Here is a 19,682-nt window from a genome sequence, read left to right as displayed (position 1 = left end):
AAAATATATAAATTAAAAAAGTCGCTTTATAAGCGACTTTTTTAATTTATATCTCTATCTGTTATTTAAAATTAACGATAAACCATTTGTTGTTTATTTTTTCTAAAGTTAATTGGTAAGATTTAGCACTCTCATCTTTTAAATTTGCATTTACTTGTACTAGAGCTACTTTTTCATCTGCATCTAAAACTTTGGCATCACTAATCGTTGCTTGATCTAAATTTTTAACCTCATCCATAGATGAAAACTTCTGAAATGTAGACCATTCATTACTTCTTGTTAAAGCAAAAGCTCCAGAATAATTCTTCTTCGTTAAATTGTTGATAAAACGATTTGATAATGATTTCAACATTTCTGCCTCTTTACTTACCTGTGCAGGTGATGAAGCAACAGCAAGTGAATCTGAAGTAGACACTGCTCCAATTAAATTCATAGGAATTTGTACTGCTTTTCTGTTCGTTAAATAACGTTCAGAATTAGGTACTCTAATTAAAATATCTAATCGATCTGTTTTTATTTTTGATGCATCTAAAAGAGCATATTTTATTGCAATAGCATTCTTTCTGTATAAATCATCCATAGAGTTAGGATCAATTTTAGAACGAAAACTGTAAACAATACTTCCTGAATTAAAAACTTCTATAGTAGCTGTTACTGGTTCTGTTAACTGAATTTCTTCGCCTTGAGCATTGTAGAAAAATGGAGAAATATTTATTCCTTCATCATCTTGTTTTAAACTAAAATCAAAACGTTGCACGTTAGAAGTAGGTTCTGTTACGACCTCCTCAGTAGGGACAGCATTTGGTTTTGGAATACCGTTTACAAGAGGAACTTGGTTTCTGTTCCATGTAAATTTATTTTCTAATGCAACTTGTTCAGCTATATCAAAAACTTCATCTACAGTTTTACCATTTAACAAAGTTCGTACAGTTAACCAACGAGATTCATTATCCATTGATTGACTTGTTTTATATTCAAAAACAATCTGTAATGCTTCTTTAAATTTATCTTGTTGTAATAGTGGTAATCCTTTGGAAATTTCATCAACAGTCTCACTAAATGTTTGAGCAGAACTCGAATCAATTTCAAGCTTATCATTCTTGCAACTAATAATCATTAATGCAAAAGAAGCTATAATAAATAAACGTTTCATAATCTTCTAATTAATACGTTTGTACTTCTATAATTTATAAGAAGTAAATATAGTAAAACTTGAGTTGATAATGAATATTTATAACAAAAAAGCAAACTTCTTGCGAAGCTTGCTTTTTTAATAAAAACAACTAAAACAAAAAATTTAAACGTCCATTGGGACTTCTATTAACATGACGTGTGAATTAGGAGAAACCACAAAAGAAAAATCCTTCGTATCTTTTATTTCAACAGCGTCTCTACGTTGCAGTTTTTGATTATCAAATTCTACCTCTCCTTCAACAACCATAAAAAACACACCATTGTTAGGATTTTTTAATTGGTAAGATTCTTTTTTACTTTCAGAATATTTACCCATAAATATCCAAGCATCTTGGTGTATCCAAACACCTTGATCGTTTGCATTTGGAGAAAGTATTTGATATAACTCGTTCTCTTTAGCAATATCTCTAATAGAAATTTGATCGTAACGAGGTTCAACATTCATTTTATTTGGAATAATCCATATTTGGAAAAATTGTCCTTCTTGGCTTTCGTAAGCATTCATTTCACTATGAAAAATTCCTGATCCTGCACTCATAACTTGGATATCTCCAGTTTCTACTACAGAACCATTTCCCATAGAATCTTCATGAGAAATACCACCACTTAAAGGAATAGTAATAATCTCCATATTATCATGTGGATGTTTACCAAAGCCCATACCTCCACTAATAATATCATCATTAACAACTCTTAAAGCTCCAAAATGAACACGATTTTTGTCATAATAATTAGCAAAACTGTAAGAATGACGAGTGTTTAACCAACCATGGTTTGCTCCTCCTCTAGTTTCTGATTTGAATAATTGATAATTCATAATAATAATTTTCTACAAATTTACGGTCGTACAAAAAAATATTAATTGATTTGTGATAAGTAATAGAAACTTATTAGCTGATTAGAAAATAGTGTTAATTATTAATGAAATGTTAAAAAATATTCATAATTTAGCATTTATTAACACATGAGAATATGCTAGCAAATTTAAACGATTGCTCAATAAATACTATTATTTGGATTTTGGTTCAAATCGTTTTGGTTATTCTAGCTGCAGTTATTTTGTATAAAGTCTACAAAAAACTAACAAAATAAAAAAGGCTGTTTTATGAAAATAAAGCAGCCTTTTTGCTATAAATAACTTCTCATTATCTTACCTATTATAATCAAAATACATTATTAATGTAATTAAAATTGGAATTAATTTTCTTTTTGAAAAAGAGTTTAGATTTTACTAAAAGCTTATCGCCTATAAAGCGATACTATTAATTAAATACTAACATAAAGACAAAAGAAGTTATACAATCCTTTTTAATAATTCCATTCAAATTCGTCTCTTGGATAGAATAATAATTAATATTTCTTCGAATTAGTATTTTAAGAACTGATTAACAATCAATTAATATAACTTTATATCAATTTTCCTACTATGGCACAACGTTTGCTAAATGCAGAAAAATCAATCTATTAGATTGAATAATAGCTTACTAGAATTATGTAGTAATGCTAGCTAAATAAACCAAACCTAAAAAAAAATTAATGAAAAAAACAAGCTTAGCCTGTTTTGCTCTACTAGTTGGTTCAAGTTTTTCATTTGCACAAGAAAAATTTACAATTAGTGGAACAATAAAAGAAAAGTCTTCTGGTGAAACTATGAATGGAATTAGAATTTTAACTGTAGAACTTCCAGATTTTACTGCTACATCAAATTCCTATGGTTTCTACTCATTAACATTACCAAAAGGAGAATATAACTTAACTTTTAATACTACAGATACAATCTCTGTCGCTTTAAATGATAATGTAAAGTTAGATCACCATATTATTTCTTTTAAGGCAGATGAAACTGAATTAAAAGAGGTTGTAATGACTGTCAATAAAAAGAATAATAATCTTAATAAGACAAGTATTGGTGTAGAAAAATTAGATATAAAAGAGATTGATAAACTTCCAGTAATATTTGGAGAAAAAGATATCTTAAAAACAATTCAATTAATGCCTGGTATACAATCAGGTGGTGACGGAAACAGTGGTTTTTTTGTTCGTGGTGGTAATGCTGATCAAAATTTAATTTTATTAGATGAAGCTCCTGTTTACAATGCGTCACATTTATTAGGCTTCTTTTCTACCTTTAATAGTGATGCTTTAAAAGATGTTACTATAATAAAAGGAAATAATCCTGCTCAATATGGAGGAAGGCTTTCTTCTGTTTTAGACGTATCTATGAAAGAAGGAAACAATCAAAAATATAATGTTTCTGGAGGTATAGGGCTTATTAGTAGCCGTTTAAGCATTGAAGGTCCAATACAAAAAAGTAAATCGTCATTTATCGTTTCTGCAAGAAGAACATATGCAGATATGTTCTTGAAATTATCTGACACTTATAAAAATAATAGCCTATTTTTTTATGATTTTAATGCAAAAGCTAATATTTGGATTAATGACAATAACCGTATATTTATTTCAGGATATTTTGGAAAAGATGTATTAGGATATGGGAAAGAATTTAATAATAATTGGGGAAATACAACTGGAACAATCCGTTGGAATAGTATTATATCTCCAAAATTATTTTCAAACACATCTTTAATATACAGTAATTATGATTATAAAATTAGTCTAAATGAGGCTGGTTCAAATTTAAATGTTAATTCAAATATTCGAGATTATAATCTTAAACAAGAGTTTGAATACAATATTAATACAAAGAATAAATTAAGTTTTGGTTTTAACACCATACATCATACAATTACACCAAACAGATTCCAAGGAAACGAATCATTAAAAGATGAAAATAAAAGACAAGGCTTAGAAAGTTCACTATTTGTTAGTAATAACAATAAAATAAACAAAAAGCTAACTTTAGATTATGGTATTCGACTTTCTTCATATTCAATAATAGGAAAAGGAAGCTATAATGTTTATAATAAAGATAGTGAGTTAGTAAATCAAATTAATTTATCTTCTGGTAAATTTGGTAAGACTTATTTTAATGTAGAACCTAGACTACAATTTAGCTATATGTTGAATAATTATAGTAGTATAAAAGGTGGTTATGCTAGAAATACTCAACATTTACATTTACAATCAAATAGTACAGCTGGTTTTCCTACAGATCAATGGATTGGAAATTCTTATAATATAAAACCTGAAATTAGTGATCAAATTAGCTTAGGATATTTTCGTAATTCAAAGAATAGAAAATATCAGTTTAGCGGAGAAGTTTATTATAAAAGCTTACAAAATCAAATTGATTACAAAGATGGAGCAGATTTAATAGCTACTGCTGATATAGAAAGCGAATTTGCATATGGAAAAGGAAGAGCATATGGTCTTGAATTATTAGCGAAAAAAACTAGTGGTAGATTAACAGGATGGATTGGTTATACACTTTCTAAAACAGAAAGAAAAATAGATGGTGTCAACAACAATAATTGGTACCGTGCAAGACAAGATAGAACGCATGATTTATCCATTGTTACAATGTATGATTTAACTAAACGTTGGTCATTATCTAGTGCTTTTGTTTATAGTACTGGTAATGCAGTTACTTATCCAAATGGAAAATACGAAATAGAAGGTCAAACAATATACAACTTTAACGAAAGAAATGCTTCTAGAGTACCCTCTTATCATCGTTTAGATATAAGTGCAACTTATAAAAAACCACATAAAGGAAAATATGAATCTTCTTGGAATATTGGAGTTTACAATGTTTATGGAAGACAAAATCCATATATTATAAATTTTGAAGATTCAGGAAATCGTTCTAGATCAGTACAGACATCATTATTTAAAATGATCCCTTCTATAACATACAACTTTAAATTTTAATTACTAAGTCATGAAAAAAATACTAGCAATCATACCATTACTTCTTCTATTTATTTCTTGTGAAAAAGAAATAGAATTAGATTTAAAAAATACAACACCACAAATAGTTGTGGAGGGTGCAATAACAGATGCTGAAGGACCTTATTTTGTAAAACTTTCTAAAAGTATAAACTTCTACGATCCAAATAAATTCCCTGCTGTAACAGGAGCTTCTGTAATTATAACAGATAATTTAGGAAACTCAGATGTTTTAACAGAGTTAGAAGATGGTTTATATAGAACTAATAATATTGTTGGTTTTCCTGGAAATACATATAATCTAAGCATTACTGTTGGTGAAGATAAATATTATGCAACTTCTACAATGCCACAGAAAGTGAATTTAGATAGCATAAGATTTGAACATGGACAAGATACAGAAGGAGAGGATTATTATTCTATAATTCCTATCTACAAAAACCCTTCTACATTTGGTAATTATTATAGGTTTGTTACAAAAATTAATAACCGTACCGATGATACATATTATTTAAAAAATGACACGAATGGGATTGACCAGATAAATGATAGTCCTATTTATAATTTAGATTATACATATATCAATAAAAATGATCTTGTAGAAGTAGAAATGCGTTGTATCGATAGAATTACTTATAATTATTTTAATACAATTTTACAAGTAATTAATGCTGGTCCTAATGGAGGAATAACACCAACTAATCCACCAAATAATATAACAGGAAGCCCTGCACTAGGTATTTTTTCTGCTTATACAACACAAACAATAAAACAAAAAGTCGAATAAGTATATAAAGCAATTTTCATTATCAAAAAAACCGATAACTAAATTTTAGTTATCGGTTTTTGTATTATTTATAAGTTAGCTTACATCTTATCATTTTGCCAAGCAATTATTTTATCACGAATAAACTGTGCTAATTTAATTTTACTTTGATGTGTCCATCCTGCAATATGAGGAGCTAAAACAACATTGTCTGCTTGGATTAAATATTGAAATTCTTCTGGTAAATCAGAAGCAACTAAACGTTCAAAACTAGATTTTTCAAATTCTAAAACATCTAAAGCAACACCTAATACTTTATTCGTTTTCATTGCTGCAACTAAATCCTTTGTTACAACAGATTTTCCACGAGCGGTATTCACAAAGTAAAAAGGTTTTTTAACTTTTGCTATAAATTCAGCATCAATCATTTTAGTTGTTTCAGGTGTTTGTGGTGTATGCAAACTAATTACATCTACACGTTCTAAAAATTCTTGTAACGTAACTTGTTTCGCGAATTCATTTCCTTTTTCTGGTAATATATCATAACAAATTACATCAACATCAAATCCTTGTAAACGTCTAGCAAAGGCATTTCCCATATTTCCATAACCTATAAGACCAACAGTTTTTCCTTTTAATTCATCTCCTCTGTTTTCTTCACGTTTCCATATTCCGTTTCTTACTTCGTTATCTGCTCTTCGTAAATGATGCATCAACATTAATAACATACCAACAGCATGTTCTCCTAAAGAATCTCTATTTCCTTCTGGTGAATTAAAAAGAACTATTTTACGCTCAGCAGCATAATCTTCATCTATATTTTCTAATCCTGCCCCTACTCTACCAATAAATTTTAATTGAGTTGCCTTCTCTAAAAAAGATCGATCAATAGGAAAACGACTTCTAACAATCATTCCATCATAATCAGCTATTTTTTGCTCTATAATTTCTTTTGGAGACGTATAATCCTCATCAACAATAAAACCTGCATCTCTTAAACCGTCATTTAAACACTCATGATTAGAATCTATTGCTAATATTTTATAAGGAGTTTTCATTTTATATATTTTAAATCAAAGTTACGACTAAACACTAATTATGTTTGATAAAATCTATCAAAATAGAATAATATCAAGGTATCAACAAAACGTTTATAAAGTCGTTCATAACATCTTAATTAGCTAATATTAAATATTATATATTGTTAATTAATAGATTATTTTTAATGCTTTTGGAAGTACTTCAACTTTTACTTTAAGTGAATGTGTTGTTTGAAATTCACCATCTAATTGATAAGAAATCTTATTCCCATCTAAACTTTCAATTGTAAATTTCTTTACTTGTTTATAACGTGCTTTGTCTAATAAATCTATTTTCTTTGCTAGCACTAAAACAGAAAAATAGAACTGTTCAAAAACATCTAAATCCTCAATCATTAATAAATCGAGTAAACCATCTTCTAAATCTGCTTGTGGCGTAAAAGATATCCCATAACCTGCAATGTTAGAATTAGAGCAGAACAAATAATAAAAATCTTTCTCTATAATAGCATCATCTATATAAAGGCGAAATAATTTTGACTTATAATTTAATAACGTTTTTACAGAAGCATCAAAATATCCAGCGATAGTACGTTTTTGATTTTGTTCATAAGCCTGTATAACTTGTGCGTCTATACCAAAACCTAGATTACTAAAAAAATAGTTATCCTCCACTCTACCAACATCTATTGTACGAATAGAATTATTTTTGATGATATGAATAGCCTTGTTAATATCTTTCGGAATATTAAGATTTGCTGCTAAACCATTTCCAGATCCGGCAGGAATAATTCCTAATGGAATATTTTTATTTACTAAAGCACTTGCAACTTCATTAATTGTTCCATCACCTCCACAAGCAACAATTACATCTGCATTTTCATTAATTGCTTCTTGTACTAATTCTTTAGCATGAAATTGATAAATGGTTATCTTTAAAACAATTTCGTCTTCAGAAGAAAACATTGATTGTAAAAAGCTAAGAGAAATTTCGTGCTTGGCGTTTCCAGAATTAGGATTGACAATGAAAATATATTTCATTTTTAGTTATTTGATTATAAAGTGTTACAAAAGTAAGAAATCTTAAATAATCGAAATATTAAAAGATTTACACACAAAAACTTTCTAAATTTGTAGTATGAAAATTAAAGATATCCAAAACGAAATAGTTGATGAATTCTCATTTTTTGATGATTGGGAACAACGATACGAATATTTAATTGAATTAGGTAAAAGTTTAAATACTTTAAGCGAAGAAGAGAAAACTGACGATAAAATTATAAAAGGTTGTCAATCTTCTGTTTGGTTAGATGCAGAAATGAAAGGTGATATAATTGAATTTAGAGCTGATTCTAATGCTATTTTACCAAAAGGGATTGCTGCACTACTTATTCGTATGTACAACAATCAAACACCAAAAGATATTTTAGATTCAGATACAGATTTTATTAGTGAAATAGGTTTATCAGAATTCTTATCCCCTACACGTGCAAATGGATTATTAGCAATGGTAAAACAGTTCAAATTTTACGCTATAGCTTTTAATGCAAAACAAAATACATAATTAGCAAAATCTACAAAAAACACTTATGAATGATTTTCTAGGACAGGCGTTTATTTTTCTATTCTCTGCAGTAATATGTGTTCCAATTTCTAAAAAACTGGGAATGGGTTCTGTTTTAGGATATTTAATTGCTGGTGTTTTAATTGGTCCATATGTTTTAAAATTTGTTGGAAACGATGGAACAGACATTATGCATGCAACGGAATTTGGCGTTGTGATGATGTTATTTCTAATTGGACTTGAACTTGATCCCAAAGAGTTCTGGAAAATGAAAAATAAAATTATTAATCTTGGAGCAATGCAGGTAATAGGAACAATACTAATTGTAACATTAGTTGGTATTTTTCTATTGGATATGAAGTTTCCAAGAGCAATGTCCATTGCTTTTACAGTTGCCATGTCCTCGACAGCGATTATTATGCAAACTTTAAACGAAAAAGGTCTTACTAAATCAGGAATTGGTAAATCTACATTTTCTGTTTTACTGTTTCAGGATATAATGGTCATTCCAATTTTAGCAATTATACCTTTGTTAGTTGGAGATTCATTAATTCAATCCATAGGAGATGATTCTAAAAGTTTATTAGTTGGTGGTCCTGCTTTTATGAAAACATTGGTTATTGTAGGAGCAATTACTTTTATTTACGTTGTTGCAAAATACATCATAACTCCTTATTTTAAATATGTTGGACAATTACAAGTAAGAGAAATATACACCGCATCTGCTTTATTATTGGTTATTGGAGTCTCTATTCTAATGCAAAAAGTAGGAATATCGCCTGCATTAGGTGCATTTATAGCTGGAGTTGTTTTAGCAAATAACGAATATAAACATCAATTAGAAAGTGATATAGAACCTTTTAAATCATTATTATTAGGTATTTTTTTTATAGCTGTTGGTTCTACCATCAATTTTAAATTAATAGGAGAACAACCACTAATGATTCTTGGATTAACATTCGGAATTATGGGAATAAAGGCACTTGTTTTATGGATAATTGGAATTAAGTATAAATTTGATTTTGATCAAAAAATGCTTTTCGTTTTGCTTTTATCACAAGTAGGAGAATTTGCCTTTGTTATTTTATCTCTAACTAGAAACTTAGATATATTAAATAAAGAATGGTACGATTTGATGTTAGCAACGACTGCTATAACAATGACTATTACTCCACTACTTTTAGTTTTAAACGAAAAATTAATTCTGAAATATTTTGGTGTAAAATCCAAAGGTGAATCAATAATAGAAAGTGATGATATTAATCCTAATTCATCTGATGGAGAAATAATTATTGCAGGTTTTGGAGACTTCGGAAACACGATAAGTCGAGTTTTAAGAAGTACAGGAATTAAATCTATTATTTTAGATAACGACAGCCAAAGGGTCGAAAAAATGCGTAAGCATGGTTTTAATGTCTTTTATGGTGATGCAACAAACATTAATTTATTAAAATCTGCTGGTGCAGATCATGCCAAGTATTTTGTGGCAGCATTGGATCCACCAGAAATTAATCAGAAATTGGTTCACATTGTTCGAAAAAACTTTCCTCATTTAGAAATAATCGTACGAGCAAAAAATCGTAGTTATGCCTACAACTATTTAAAAGAAGGTTTAAACGAAGTTTACAGAGAAAACTTTTTCTCATCTGTTTATGTTGGTCGACAAATTTTACTAAAATATGGTTTTAGTTATGAAGAAGCATCTAAAATAGGTGAAATATTCATAAAAAGTGATCGTAAATCTTTGCGTAAAATCGCAAAACATGCAGAAAATACAGACCAATATTTTGAAGCTTCTAAACAAGAACTAGAAAAACAGATGAAATTGGTTGCAAAAGAAATGAGTAGTAGAAATGATATCGAAAAAGAATAAAAAAAGGCTCTTAGTTTTAAGGTTTTCTGCATTAGGCGATGTAACTATGATTGCGCCTGTTCTAAATGAATTATTAGAACAAAATCCTGATGTTGAAATTTATGTTGCCTCTCGCCCATTTATGGAAACTATTTTTAAGCAGTTTCCACAAATTAATTTTATTCCAGTAGATTTAAATAAGCAATACAAAGGCTTTTTCAGTCTCTTTAGCCTATATAAAGAATTAAAAAAATACAAGTTTGATTACGTTGCTGATCTACATAATGTAATTAGATCTAAGGTTATTACATTTTTATTTAAGATTAATGGAATAAAAACTGCAACTTTAGACAAAGGTCGCGCAGAAAAAAAAGCATTAGTTAATCAGGAAAATAAAACTTTAAAACAATTAAAGTTAACGACAGAACGCTACGCAGATGTTTTACGAAGTTTTGGTTTCCAATTAACATTAAGCCATCAATTAAAATCATTTATCAAGAAAGAGGAAAAAACGATAGGAATTGCTCCATACGCTGCTTTTTCTAGTAAGATGTATCCTTTAGAAAAAATGAAAATAGTTGCTGAAAAGCTAGCAAATGATGGTTATACGGTTTATTTATTTGGTGGAGGCAAATATGAAGTAGAAGAATTAAAATCATGGGAGAACCTCAACCCTACTATAAAATCATTAGCAGGTGTAATTTCTTTTGATGAAGAATTACAACAAATAGCAAAGCTAGAAGCAATGATTTCTATGGATAGCGCCAATATGCATTTAGCTTCTTTAATGGGTACGCGAACAATTTCTATTTGGGGCGGAACGCATCCGTATGCTGGTTTTTTAGGTTACGGACAATCTATGGAAGATGTTATACAAGATGAAACATTAACTTGTAGACCTACTTCAATTTTTGGTAAAGATCCAGAAGAGTTTAAAAACTTCGATTATTTTCAGAATTTGAGTGCTGAAGATGTTTATCAACAAATTAAAACAAGATTAGTAAAATAGTGTTTTAAAAATACTATTTAATCTATATAATAATAAAAGCGAACCAGTTAGGTTCGCTTTTATTATATATGATATGCTATTATTATGCGTTGAGGATATCCATTAATTTTACCACATCTTTATGTGAAGTATTATCGTCTTTATATTTATTTATAAACTCATCAATAACACCTAATTCATCTTCGTTGTATTCGTCTATCTTATAGTTGTAGATATAAATGCACATCGTGAATAAAATCTCCCTATAAAAATATTCTTCGTATAACTTCGAAAAATTTTTTGATGTTTTTGTTTCTCCAAATACTTTTACTACCGCTTTTTCAAATTTAGGTTTGGTTACATGGATTTGTTCGCTAGTATTCATTGTAAATAAAGATTATTTTTTAAAATTTCTTGTTTAGTAGTATTTACTTTCATTACAAATAAAAGGTAGATACATAAATTTTACAATGTGTTAAAAGACAATTTTATGTTTATTTAATAAATTGGGTATATTTTGAGTATCCATGAGTGTTCAAAAGGTATTTTAAAGGATTAAAAATTTATAAAAATAGAATTATTCTTCTGGCATTGCTTGCCAATTTTTATAAAGATTAATAATAAAATAAAAACTTATGATATATAAAATTGGATTAACATAAATAAAAATATCTGCAATTTGTTTCAATAATCTTAATTCTGCATTCTCCTCTCTTAATTGATAAATACTTATTTTACTTGTCGGATCATATAACATATCAGCTCTTATATCTGTGTAAAATCCTAACAAAACAATTCCAATAAAAATATTAGTAGCAACAAACCAATTAAGATTAACTCCTGTAATCAATTTATATTGTTTAGTTCGTAATCCAGAAGACATAATTACAATAAATAGTATGTAAAATAATATCAGTATAATATATGGCGTATAATTATTATAATTAAAAACTGATGAAATTCCCAAACCTAAAACACTTCCAAGAATACTTAAAATACCTGCTCCTACAATAGAAATTAACCAAACTTTGAAAGAACTAAATCTAAATGTTACAAGAAAAACTGCAAACCCAATTGCAAACATCATATAATATTCAATATTTTCTAACCAACTAGATTGAAATTTTGCTTTTTCAAAATTGTTATAAACTTCATTTAGTGAACTCTGATTAATATAATCTTTTTCTATTTCTCCATTTGGATAACTATTATTTTTTCCTAATTGATAGTCGATAAAATAATACGGATATTGAGGTATATAATTTAACCAAGTAGATTTTTTAAACTCATAACCAATTTCATTTTTATCTAATAGTTTAGTGTAATCAACTAATAGTGTTTCTATCGCTTTACGATCATTTTTCTGTAATAAAGTAATTAATTCTTTATCGTAATACGCATGATTTTTTGCTGTATCATTTTTATTTTCAAAAGCTAGTCTACTGTAATTGTATAAACTTTCTAAATGATAATATTCTTTTACAGAGTCTGCTTTTTCTTCAACTGGTGGAATATATCCCCCTACATATTCAGTAGCATATGAATTAGGAGCTACATAAGAATCATAATCATTTGGATCTTTTTCATTTAAACGAACATGATTAGTTGTAAAACCGCTTGGTTGATAATTCTTTCGTTGAGGAAAATGCTTTTCTAATAAAATCTCAAATTCAGGATTACGGAAATAAGGTTCTATAAAATGCTTTTCTGCTTTTGGATATTGCTTTTTATAAGCAATAAAATTTTGCTCAAATAACTGTTTCGTTTCTTTTTCAGATACTAACGAGTCGAAAACTGGAACAGCTAAATTTCTTGATGAGTTATTATAACCAAAGTTAGGTTGTAAAGTAAATGCCTGTGCACGGTTTATAATATCAATATCTTTAAAATATTGTTCATTACTTATAGTGTTGGCAACTCTGTATTTTATTCCTAATTTAAAAGAATTAGGGATATATAAAAACACAAAGAATAAGAAAAATAAAGCTAAAAACTCTTTAAACAAATAATTTCTAGATGTAGGGTAAAATGACTTAAAGCGATTATTCTTAATGTAGAAATACAACCATATAATGATAATAATGATGCTTGCAAAAATGTAATTAACAAACGTTCCACCTTCTGTAAAACCATCAAAAAGTCTACTTTCTTGTAATTGATTTCTTTTTGAAAAGAATAAAAATCCATTGATAAATGCAATGATATTAATACTGATTGCAGCAAGTAAAATCCAAATGTATTTAAGATTCCATATTAATGGATATTTTGTTATTAAAGTTTGATTTAATTTTTTAAACATAGCGAACAAATTAATTAACAAAGAAACGACGACTAGATTTTGAAATATCTCGGATGTATTTTACTTGTAAAGATGATTTTCCTATTTCGATAAAAATTGTATTTATAGAAACTGATTCATCAAAATAAGCAATAAAAGAACCTCCATTAAATTTTAGTTGAATTAAATTAAGATTAGATAAAGCTGTTAATAACTCTTCTTTGTCATTAATAACATCTATTTCAATAATTGTAAAATTCTGGTTTAATTCTTCCTTATCTTCCTGTAGCTTAAGCTTTCCTTGCTCTAAGAATAATACTTCTGTTGATACTTTTTCAACTTCATACAATTGTTGAGAACTCAAAATAACACCAAATGGATTTCTGATAGATTGCGATAGATACTTTAAATCTTCCAAAATAATTTGCTGCGCTAAAATATCCAAATTAGCCAAAGGTTCATCTAGTAATAATACTTCTGGACGGCGTAATAAAGTTTTTGCAAGCTCAAACCTCATCTTATAACCAGAAGACAATTGTTTCCATTGTAAATCTTTATAAGGCCAAAGACCTAAGCGTGCTAACATTACATTCGCTAATAAAATATTTTCTTTATTATTTATTCCGTAAGCTGTTAATGTAAACTGTAAATTGTCTAATAAAGAACCATATAAAACGTCTATTCTTTGAGGAACATAAACCAATTTTGTTCTTAATTCATAACTGTAAGGTTTAGCTTTCGTAAAATGATAATTTATTTCGCCATCTGTAGGTTTTAATTCACCACAAATTAATCGTAATAAAGTTGTTTTACCATTTCCATTTTCACCTACTAAACCAACAACTTCTCTAGATTTTATATCGAAAGTTATAGGGTGAAGTCTAAATTTTCTTTTATTATAAGTTTTTTCAACTTGTGTTGTTGATATTAAGACTTCTTCTTGTTTATATTCTGGTGGAGAAACTGTTTTTAACGCTGTTAATATCTCTAATGCTTTCTCTTTCTTTAACTCATCCGAGGAAGATTCATTGTAATATAAATCTGAATAATGAATTATCTCTTGATAGAAGTTTAATTCACCTAAATCGAGAATTAAATCAATTAATCGACGATAACCTAAGTCGAGATCATTTTGTAAAAAATGGTTTTCGACATCTTTTAGTCTTTCTTTAAATTCATTCATAGTATTAATAAGTAGTTTCTAATAGATTGTAAGATAACATGTTTTTAGCAATTAAAGGTATATTGATTAATAAATTATGTTTTCAACATTCTTTAATAAACTATCTTAATAAGATATTAATTAACTGATAACCAATAGTATTTTTTCAACAATTTTATTAAGCTATTGAAATAGGAACATCATACTAATGACATATCATCTTTAAATTTCTATTCGTTTATGCTTATTAACAAAGTTAACAAATAATGATGTTGATATATAGTTAATTAACTTGTTATCAATATTTTATTATTAACAAAAAAAGCTCATTTAATAAATGAGCTTTCTAAAAATAATTGATATTATAATGAATTAGATTTTTTCTTTTATTTCGCTAATCCAATCTTTAAACTTACCTAAATGTTCGTGTAAAAAAGATTCTTTTTCTTCGTGATGATTATCTTCTGGCAAAATATGTTCAAAATAAGTATTCTTTAAAACTTTTCTCAATACTCCTTCTCCAACAAATGGTTGATCATCATTTAACGTTGATGATGCTTTAAGTAATTGACGAATATCGTATTGTAAAGGATTAATATCTGGAACTTGTTTCGTTAAATTTAATAATTCATAAACGGCAATTCGTGCTGTTCTTATAGAACTTTCCATTGTAAAAACAACATCATTATTAGTTTCTACAAACTGTCCCACTAAACCTAAATTTTTACAACCAGCTGGAACAACATTTGGTCGATCTCCTTTTGCGCGTGGCATAAACATAGAAGTAATGTAAGGCATAAAAGATGTACGAACAATTGTATTTTCTATTACGTTATCTATTTTATCTTCAATTCCTAAATGATAACATAATTCATTTAATATCTCATTACCTGTACATTCTGGCATTTTCTTTTTAATGTAATTCCCTTCTTTGTCCATGTACAATGCATATACCCAAAGAACTAAAATATCATTTGGTTGAGTAGGAAAATGAGGCTGACGATTACATGTAAAACTCATTAACCAATTAGAATCTGTAATCGTAATAATTCCTCCAGTTGCAGTTTTACCAGAATAAGGATCATTAACCGTATATTCTTTTAATTTTTCTGTTAATACAGACGGTTTACATGTTAATGTAGCAGATTCCCAAGATGACTTTTCTATGTTAGAACAAAATTTATCTGGTTTTCCAAATATTGAAGATTTAGCTGCAAGGTTTTTCCACAATTTCCAACCAGGACTCATTCCACTAGTAGAATTATCTATTTGTAAAATTGGTGCTTCTGTATTATTTCCATAAGCAGTATCTTCTGTCATAGATCCTGTTGTTATAATCACATAATCATCTTGTGTAATTGGAATAATTTTTTCGGCTCCATCTCGTTCTGTTATAATTCCTTTTACAAGTTTTCCTTCTATATCACTATGTAATTCTAAATCTTTAACAAGCGTATTAAACTGTAGTTTTACACCTCTCTGTTGTAAAAATTCTCTTAGAGGTTTTATAAACGTATCATATTGATTGTATTTAGGAAATACTAGACAAGAGAAATCTCTCATACCATCTATAGCATGTAAAAATTTGTGCATGTATAGTTTGCATTCCAACAAACTATGCCAATTTTCGAAAGCAAACATTGTTCTCCAAAAAGTCCAAAAATTACTTTCTAAGAATGTTTTACTAAAATATTGTTCAATTGTAATATCATCTAAATCTTCTTTCTTTTTCAATAATAATTTTACAATAGAAAGTTGATCTTTTTTGTTTAAACCAAATTTACTAAAGTCTTTAATTTGTCCTCTGTTATTAATTAATCTAGACTTAGAATAATTGGGATCATTATCATTTAATAAACGATATTCATCTAACACACTATAAGGTTCTGGTAATTCAACAGCTGGAATATCTTGAAATAAATCCCATAGATTTTCATAAGAAAAATCCATTTCTCTTCCTCCTCGAATAATATAACCATCTTCTGCATTTCCTGCTCCATCCATAGAACCTCCTTCAACATGAAGTTGTTCTATAAATATGATATTTTCTCCAGGAATTCTTCCATCTCTAATAAAATAATAAGCCGCAGATAAACCTGCTATTCCACTACCAACAATGTAAACTTTACTTTTATCAAACGATTTTAAGGGAACAGCTTTGTTACGTTGATAATTCCCTACTTGGTCAGCAAACGGGAAAGATTTCTCTTTTGTGTTACGAACAATTTCCTTGCTTGCATCTGGTGCGTGAACAACTTTTACATTTGAAGCATTTAAAACTTTGTCAAATTTTGAAGTTAATTTTTCCATTTAGTATGTTTTAAAGATTGTTCTTAAAGTTAATATTATTTTACATTAACAATAAACTATTTAAGTTAAATAAATACATTTATGACAAATATTATATAATGAAAAAAGTCGGACACTTGTCCGACTTTAAATTTATAATTGATTGTATTTCTTACTTTAAAATTGCAGCAACACCTGGTAATTCTTTTCCTTCTAAAGATTCTAACATTGCTCCACCACCTGTAGAAACATAGCTTACTTTATCATCGTAACCAAATTGTTTTACAAAGGCAACAGAATCTCCACCACCAACTAAAGAAAATGCTCCGTTTTTAGTAGCTTCTGCAATAGCATCACCTAAAGCAATTGTTCCTTTTGCAAAGTTTGGCATTTCGAAAACACCTAAAGGACCATTCCATAAAATAGTTTTTGATGCTGCGATAACCTCTGCAAAGTTTTTAGAAGACTCAACTCCAACATCCATTCCCATCCAATTATCTGGAATTTCGTCTGACTTAACAGTTTGAGAATTTGCATCGTTATTAAAATCGTCAGCAACAACATTATCTATTGGTAAGTATACCTTTACATTATGTTTTTCACATTCTGCTAAAATTTCTTTTGCTAAATCTAATTTATCATCTTCAACTAAAGAAGTACCAATTTTTCCTCCATTAGCTTTTACAAAAGTATATGTCATTCCACCACCAATAATTAAGTTATCAATAGCAGGTAATATATTGTTAATAATTGTAATTTTAGATGATACTTTAGAACCTCCAAGTACCGCTGTTACAGGCTTTTCACCATCAGTTAACACTTTGTTGATAGCAACTAATTCTTGCTCCATTAATAAACCAAAACATTTATTTTCTGGAAAAAATTCTGCTATAATTGCAGTAGAAGCATGTGCACGGTGAGCTGTACCAAATGCATCATTCACATAAATATCACCAAAACTAGCTAATTGTTTTGCAAAATCTTTATCACCATTTTCTTCTTCGTTATGAAAACGAACATTCTCTAATAATAAAACTTCTCCAGCTTTTAAATTCGCAACTTTCTCTTTTGCATCGTCACCAATAACATCATTTGCAACGATAACATTAACACCTAAAATTTCAGATACTTTTGGTGCAATATGTTTTAAAGAATATTTGTCATTAAATTCTCCTTTAGGACGTCCTAGATGACTCATTAATATCACAGCTCCTCCATCTTTCAAGATCTTATCAATCGTTGGCTTAGCAGCTTTAATACGTGTATCATCAGTAACATTTAAGTTTTCGTCTTGTGGAACATTGAAATCAACACGAATTAATGCCTTTTTGTTTTCGAAGTTGTAATCGTTAATCGTTTTCATTTATTTTGAAATTTTGAATTACACAAATGTAATCAAACTTTAATTTTCTGATGTAAAATGATTGTATACAATTTTCAACTATTAACAATTCATAATAATTAGAATAGATTAAAAATTTTTAAAATTTAAAAAAAAGAAAAAAATGCTATTATAATTAGCACTGTTAATATGTGGATAACTAAAGTGAGATAAATTTTATTTAATGTGAATTAACAAGCTATTATTCGTAATTTTGTTTTGTAATGAAATAGTTAGATGTTGTATTAACATTTTGTTAAATTGGTTGATAAACAACTTTTGTTAAAAAGAAGTTTGGTTAAAAGTATTCATAACGATGTGTAAATCTTTCGTGCCAAAATGAAAAGTTTTTCTTGACTCGTATTAAATATTTTCTAATTGGAATTTGAAATCACATTTCCAAATATTATATACAAAAAGTTATGAGTTTTATTCAGTCAACTTTTAACAATTTGTTACTTTAATTTAACAATTGATTTACAATTATTTAAGCATAAACAACAAAAACAGCTGTTAATTAGTATGAAAATAGCAATAGGATCAGACCATGCAGGGTTTGAATATAAGGAGAAATTGATACCTTTTTTAACAAGTCAAGGTTTTGAGGTAGAGGATTTTGGAGCGTTCTCAACAGCAAGTGTTGATTACCCAGATTTTGCTCACCCAACAGCACAAGCTGTTGAAGATGGAAAAGCAGATTTCGGTATTTTACTTTGTGGAAGCGCGCAAGGTGTTACCATGACTGCAAATAAACATCAAGGAATCCGTGCAGCTTTATGCTGGATGACAGATATAGCACGCTTATCACGTCAACATAATAATGCAAATGTGTTAACATTACCTGCACGTTTTATTGCCTATGAATATGCAGAAGAAATAGTAAAAGTATTTTTAGAAACTGAATTCGAAGGTGGAAGACATCAGAATAGAGTTGGTAAAATAGCTTGTTCTTAATAAAATCATAAAAACTATAAAGGGTATTCGTATTAACGAATACCCTTTTTTATTCATTATTATAGTATTAGATTAAAGGACTATTTTATAACAAATTCAATACCTTAAAAAACTATAGATTTTAGAGTTTTTTATAATGTATTTATTTAGACTTCCATATGGCTCATCTTAATCATTTAGCTAATTTTCCTTTTTAAAAGGATTAAAAAAATGGTATTTAAATGTTTGACGTTAATAAAATTGAAAAAGTGAAGGATAAAAATGATTTAATGAACGAATGTGAATTTTTAAATCATTCCGTAACGTTGATAATTTTTAGTCAAAGATTTACGACCTTGATTTTTTTGTTTCGTTTTTGTATCAAG

The 19,682-nt window shown here is 28.1% G+C and carries 15 protein-coding genes; 6 read left to right on the top strand and 9 right to left on the bottom strand.

The window, feature by feature from the left end:
- Positions 1 to 61 precede the first annotated feature (61 nt).
- The gene (locus BUA86_RS09250) at positions 62 to 1,153 is read right to left on the bottom strand and encodes a hypothetical protein (protein WP_072932091.1); all 1,092 of its coding nucleotides are present in this window, start codon (positions 1,151 to 1,153) and stop codon (positions 62 to 64) included.
- A 144-nt stretch (positions 1,154 to 1,297) separates the two neighbouring features.
- Complete coding sequence (locus tag BUA86_RS09245; RefSeq protein ID WP_072932089.1) at positions 1,298 to 2,011, bottom strand: pirin family protein; 714 nt, start codon at positions 2,009 to 2,011, stop codon at positions 1,298 to 1,300.
- Positions 2,012 to 2,730: 719 nt separating this feature from the next.
- On the opposite strand from BUA86_RS09245, the gene BUA86_RS09240 reads away from it, so the two are divergent.
- Both BUA86_RS09240 and BUA86_RS09235 read left to right on the top strand, forming a co-directional pair.
- Positions 2,731 to 5,025: a TonB-dependent receptor gene (locus BUA86_RS09240; RefSeq protein WP_072932087.1), complete on the top strand. Its 2,295-nt coding sequence runs from the start codon at positions 2,731 to 2,733 to the stop codon at positions 5,023 to 5,025.
- Between the two features lie 10 nt (positions 5,026 to 5,035).
- Positions 5,036 to 5,830: a DUF4249 domain-containing protein gene (locus tag BUA86_RS09235; protein ID WP_072932084.1), complete on the top strand. Its 795-nt coding sequence runs from the start codon at positions 5,036 to 5,038 to the stop codon at positions 5,828 to 5,830.
- An 80-nt stretch (positions 5,831 to 5,910) separates the two neighbouring features.
- Here the strand turns inward: BUA86_RS09235 and BUA86_RS09230 are convergent, their stop codons facing one another.
- Together BUA86_RS09230 and BUA86_RS09225 are read right to left on the bottom strand one after the other, a co-directional pair.
- On the bottom strand, positions 5,911 to 6,867 hold the full coding sequence (locus BUA86_RS09230) for a 2-hydroxyacid dehydrogenase (RefSeq protein WP_072932082.1): 957 nt from the start codon (positions 6,865 to 6,867) through the stop codon (positions 5,911 to 5,913).
- 150 nt (positions 6,868 to 7,017) lie between these two features.
- Positions 7,018 to 7,890 (bottom strand): diacylglycerol/lipid kinase family protein, encoded by an 873-nt coding sequence (locus BUA86_RS09225; RefSeq protein ID WP_072932080.1) that lies wholly within the window; start codon positions 7,888 to 7,890, stop codon positions 7,018 to 7,020.
- Between the two features lie 97 nt (positions 7,891 to 7,987).
- On the opposite strand from BUA86_RS09225, the gene BUA86_RS09220 reads away from it, so the two are divergent.
- The 3 genes from BUA86_RS09220 to BUA86_RS09210 are packed head-to-tail and all read left to right on the top strand — an operon-like array spanning position 7,988 to position 11,274.
- Positions 7,988 to 8,413 carry a SufE family protein gene (locus tag BUA86_RS09220; protein ID WP_072932078.1) on the top strand — a complete coding sequence of 142 codons (426 nt, stop codon included), beginning with the start codon at positions 7,988 to 7,990 and terminating at the stop codon, positions 8,411 to 8,413.
- Between the two features lie 25 nt (positions 8,414 to 8,438).
- Positions 8,439 to 10,286: a monovalent cation:proton antiporter-2 (CPA2) family protein gene (locus BUA86_RS09215; protein ID WP_072932076.1), complete on the top strand. Its 1,848-nt coding sequence runs from the start codon at positions 8,439 to 8,441 to the stop codon at positions 10,284 to 10,286.
- Positions 10,267 to 11,274 (top strand): glycosyltransferase family 9 protein, encoded by a 1,008-nt coding sequence (locus BUA86_RS09210; RefSeq protein ID WP_072932074.1) that lies wholly within the window; start codon positions 10,267 to 10,269, stop codon positions 11,272 to 11,274. Before BUA86_RS09215 ends, BUA86_RS09210 begins: the two co-directional genes overlap by 20 nt.
- Before the next feature lie 82 nt (positions 11,275 to 11,356).
- Here the strand turns inward: BUA86_RS09210 and BUA86_RS09205 are convergent, their stop codons facing one another.
- The 5 genes from BUA86_RS09205 to BUA86_RS09185 all read right to left on the bottom strand — a co-directional run bounded on the left by BUA86_RS09205 (position 11,357) and on the right by BUA86_RS09185 (position 18,345).
- Positions 11,357 to 11,638: a hypothetical protein gene (locus tag BUA86_RS09205; RefSeq protein ID WP_072932071.1), complete on the bottom strand. Its 282-nt coding sequence runs from the start codon at positions 11,636 to 11,638 to the stop codon at positions 11,357 to 11,359.
- Positions 11,639 to 11,830: 192 nt separating this feature from the next.
- Positions 11,831 to 13,552, bottom strand: a complete 1,722-nt coding sequence (locus tag BUA86_RS09200; protein WP_072932069.1) for an APC family permease — start codon at positions 13,550 to 13,552, stop codon at positions 11,831 to 11,833.
- A gap of 10 nt (positions 13,553 to 13,562) precedes the next feature.
- On the bottom strand, positions 13,563 to 14,714 hold the full coding sequence (locus BUA86_RS09195) for an ABC transporter ATP-binding protein (protein ID WP_072932067.1): 1,152 nt from the start codon (positions 14,712 to 14,714) through the stop codon (positions 13,563 to 13,565).
- A 351-nt stretch (positions 14,715 to 15,065) separates the two neighbouring features.
- Positions 15,066 to 17,003 carry an oleate hydratase gene (locus BUA86_RS09190; RefSeq protein ID WP_072932065.1) on the bottom strand — a complete coding sequence of 646 codons (1,938 nt, stop codon included), beginning with the start codon at positions 17,001 to 17,003 and terminating at the stop codon, positions 15,066 to 15,068.
- A 151-nt stretch (positions 17,004 to 17,154) separates the two neighbouring features.
- Positions 17,155 to 18,345, bottom strand: a complete 1,191-nt coding sequence (locus BUA86_RS09185) for a phosphoglycerate kinase (protein ID WP_072932063.1) — start codon at positions 18,343 to 18,345, stop codon at positions 17,155 to 17,157.
- Positions 18,346 to 18,885: 540 nt separating this feature from the next.
- Between BUA86_RS09185 and rpiB the strand changes: the two genes are divergently transcribed.
- Entirely contained in the window at positions 18,886 to 19,317 is a 432-nt protein-coding gene (rpiB, locus tag BUA86_RS09180; protein ID WP_072932061.1) for a ribose 5-phosphate isomerase B, read from the top strand.
- Positions 19,318 to 19,682: the final 365 nt, after the last annotated feature.

This window comes from Chishuiella changwenlii (genome assembly GCF_900142565.1).
In the GTDB taxonomy this organism is placed as follows: Bacteria; Bacteroidota; Bacteroidia; order Flavobacteriales; family Weeksellaceae; genus Empedobacter; species Empedobacter changwenlii.
The sequence above is the reverse complement of the archived record's forward strand: the minus strand, read 5'-3'. Positions and strand labels throughout refer to the sequence as shown.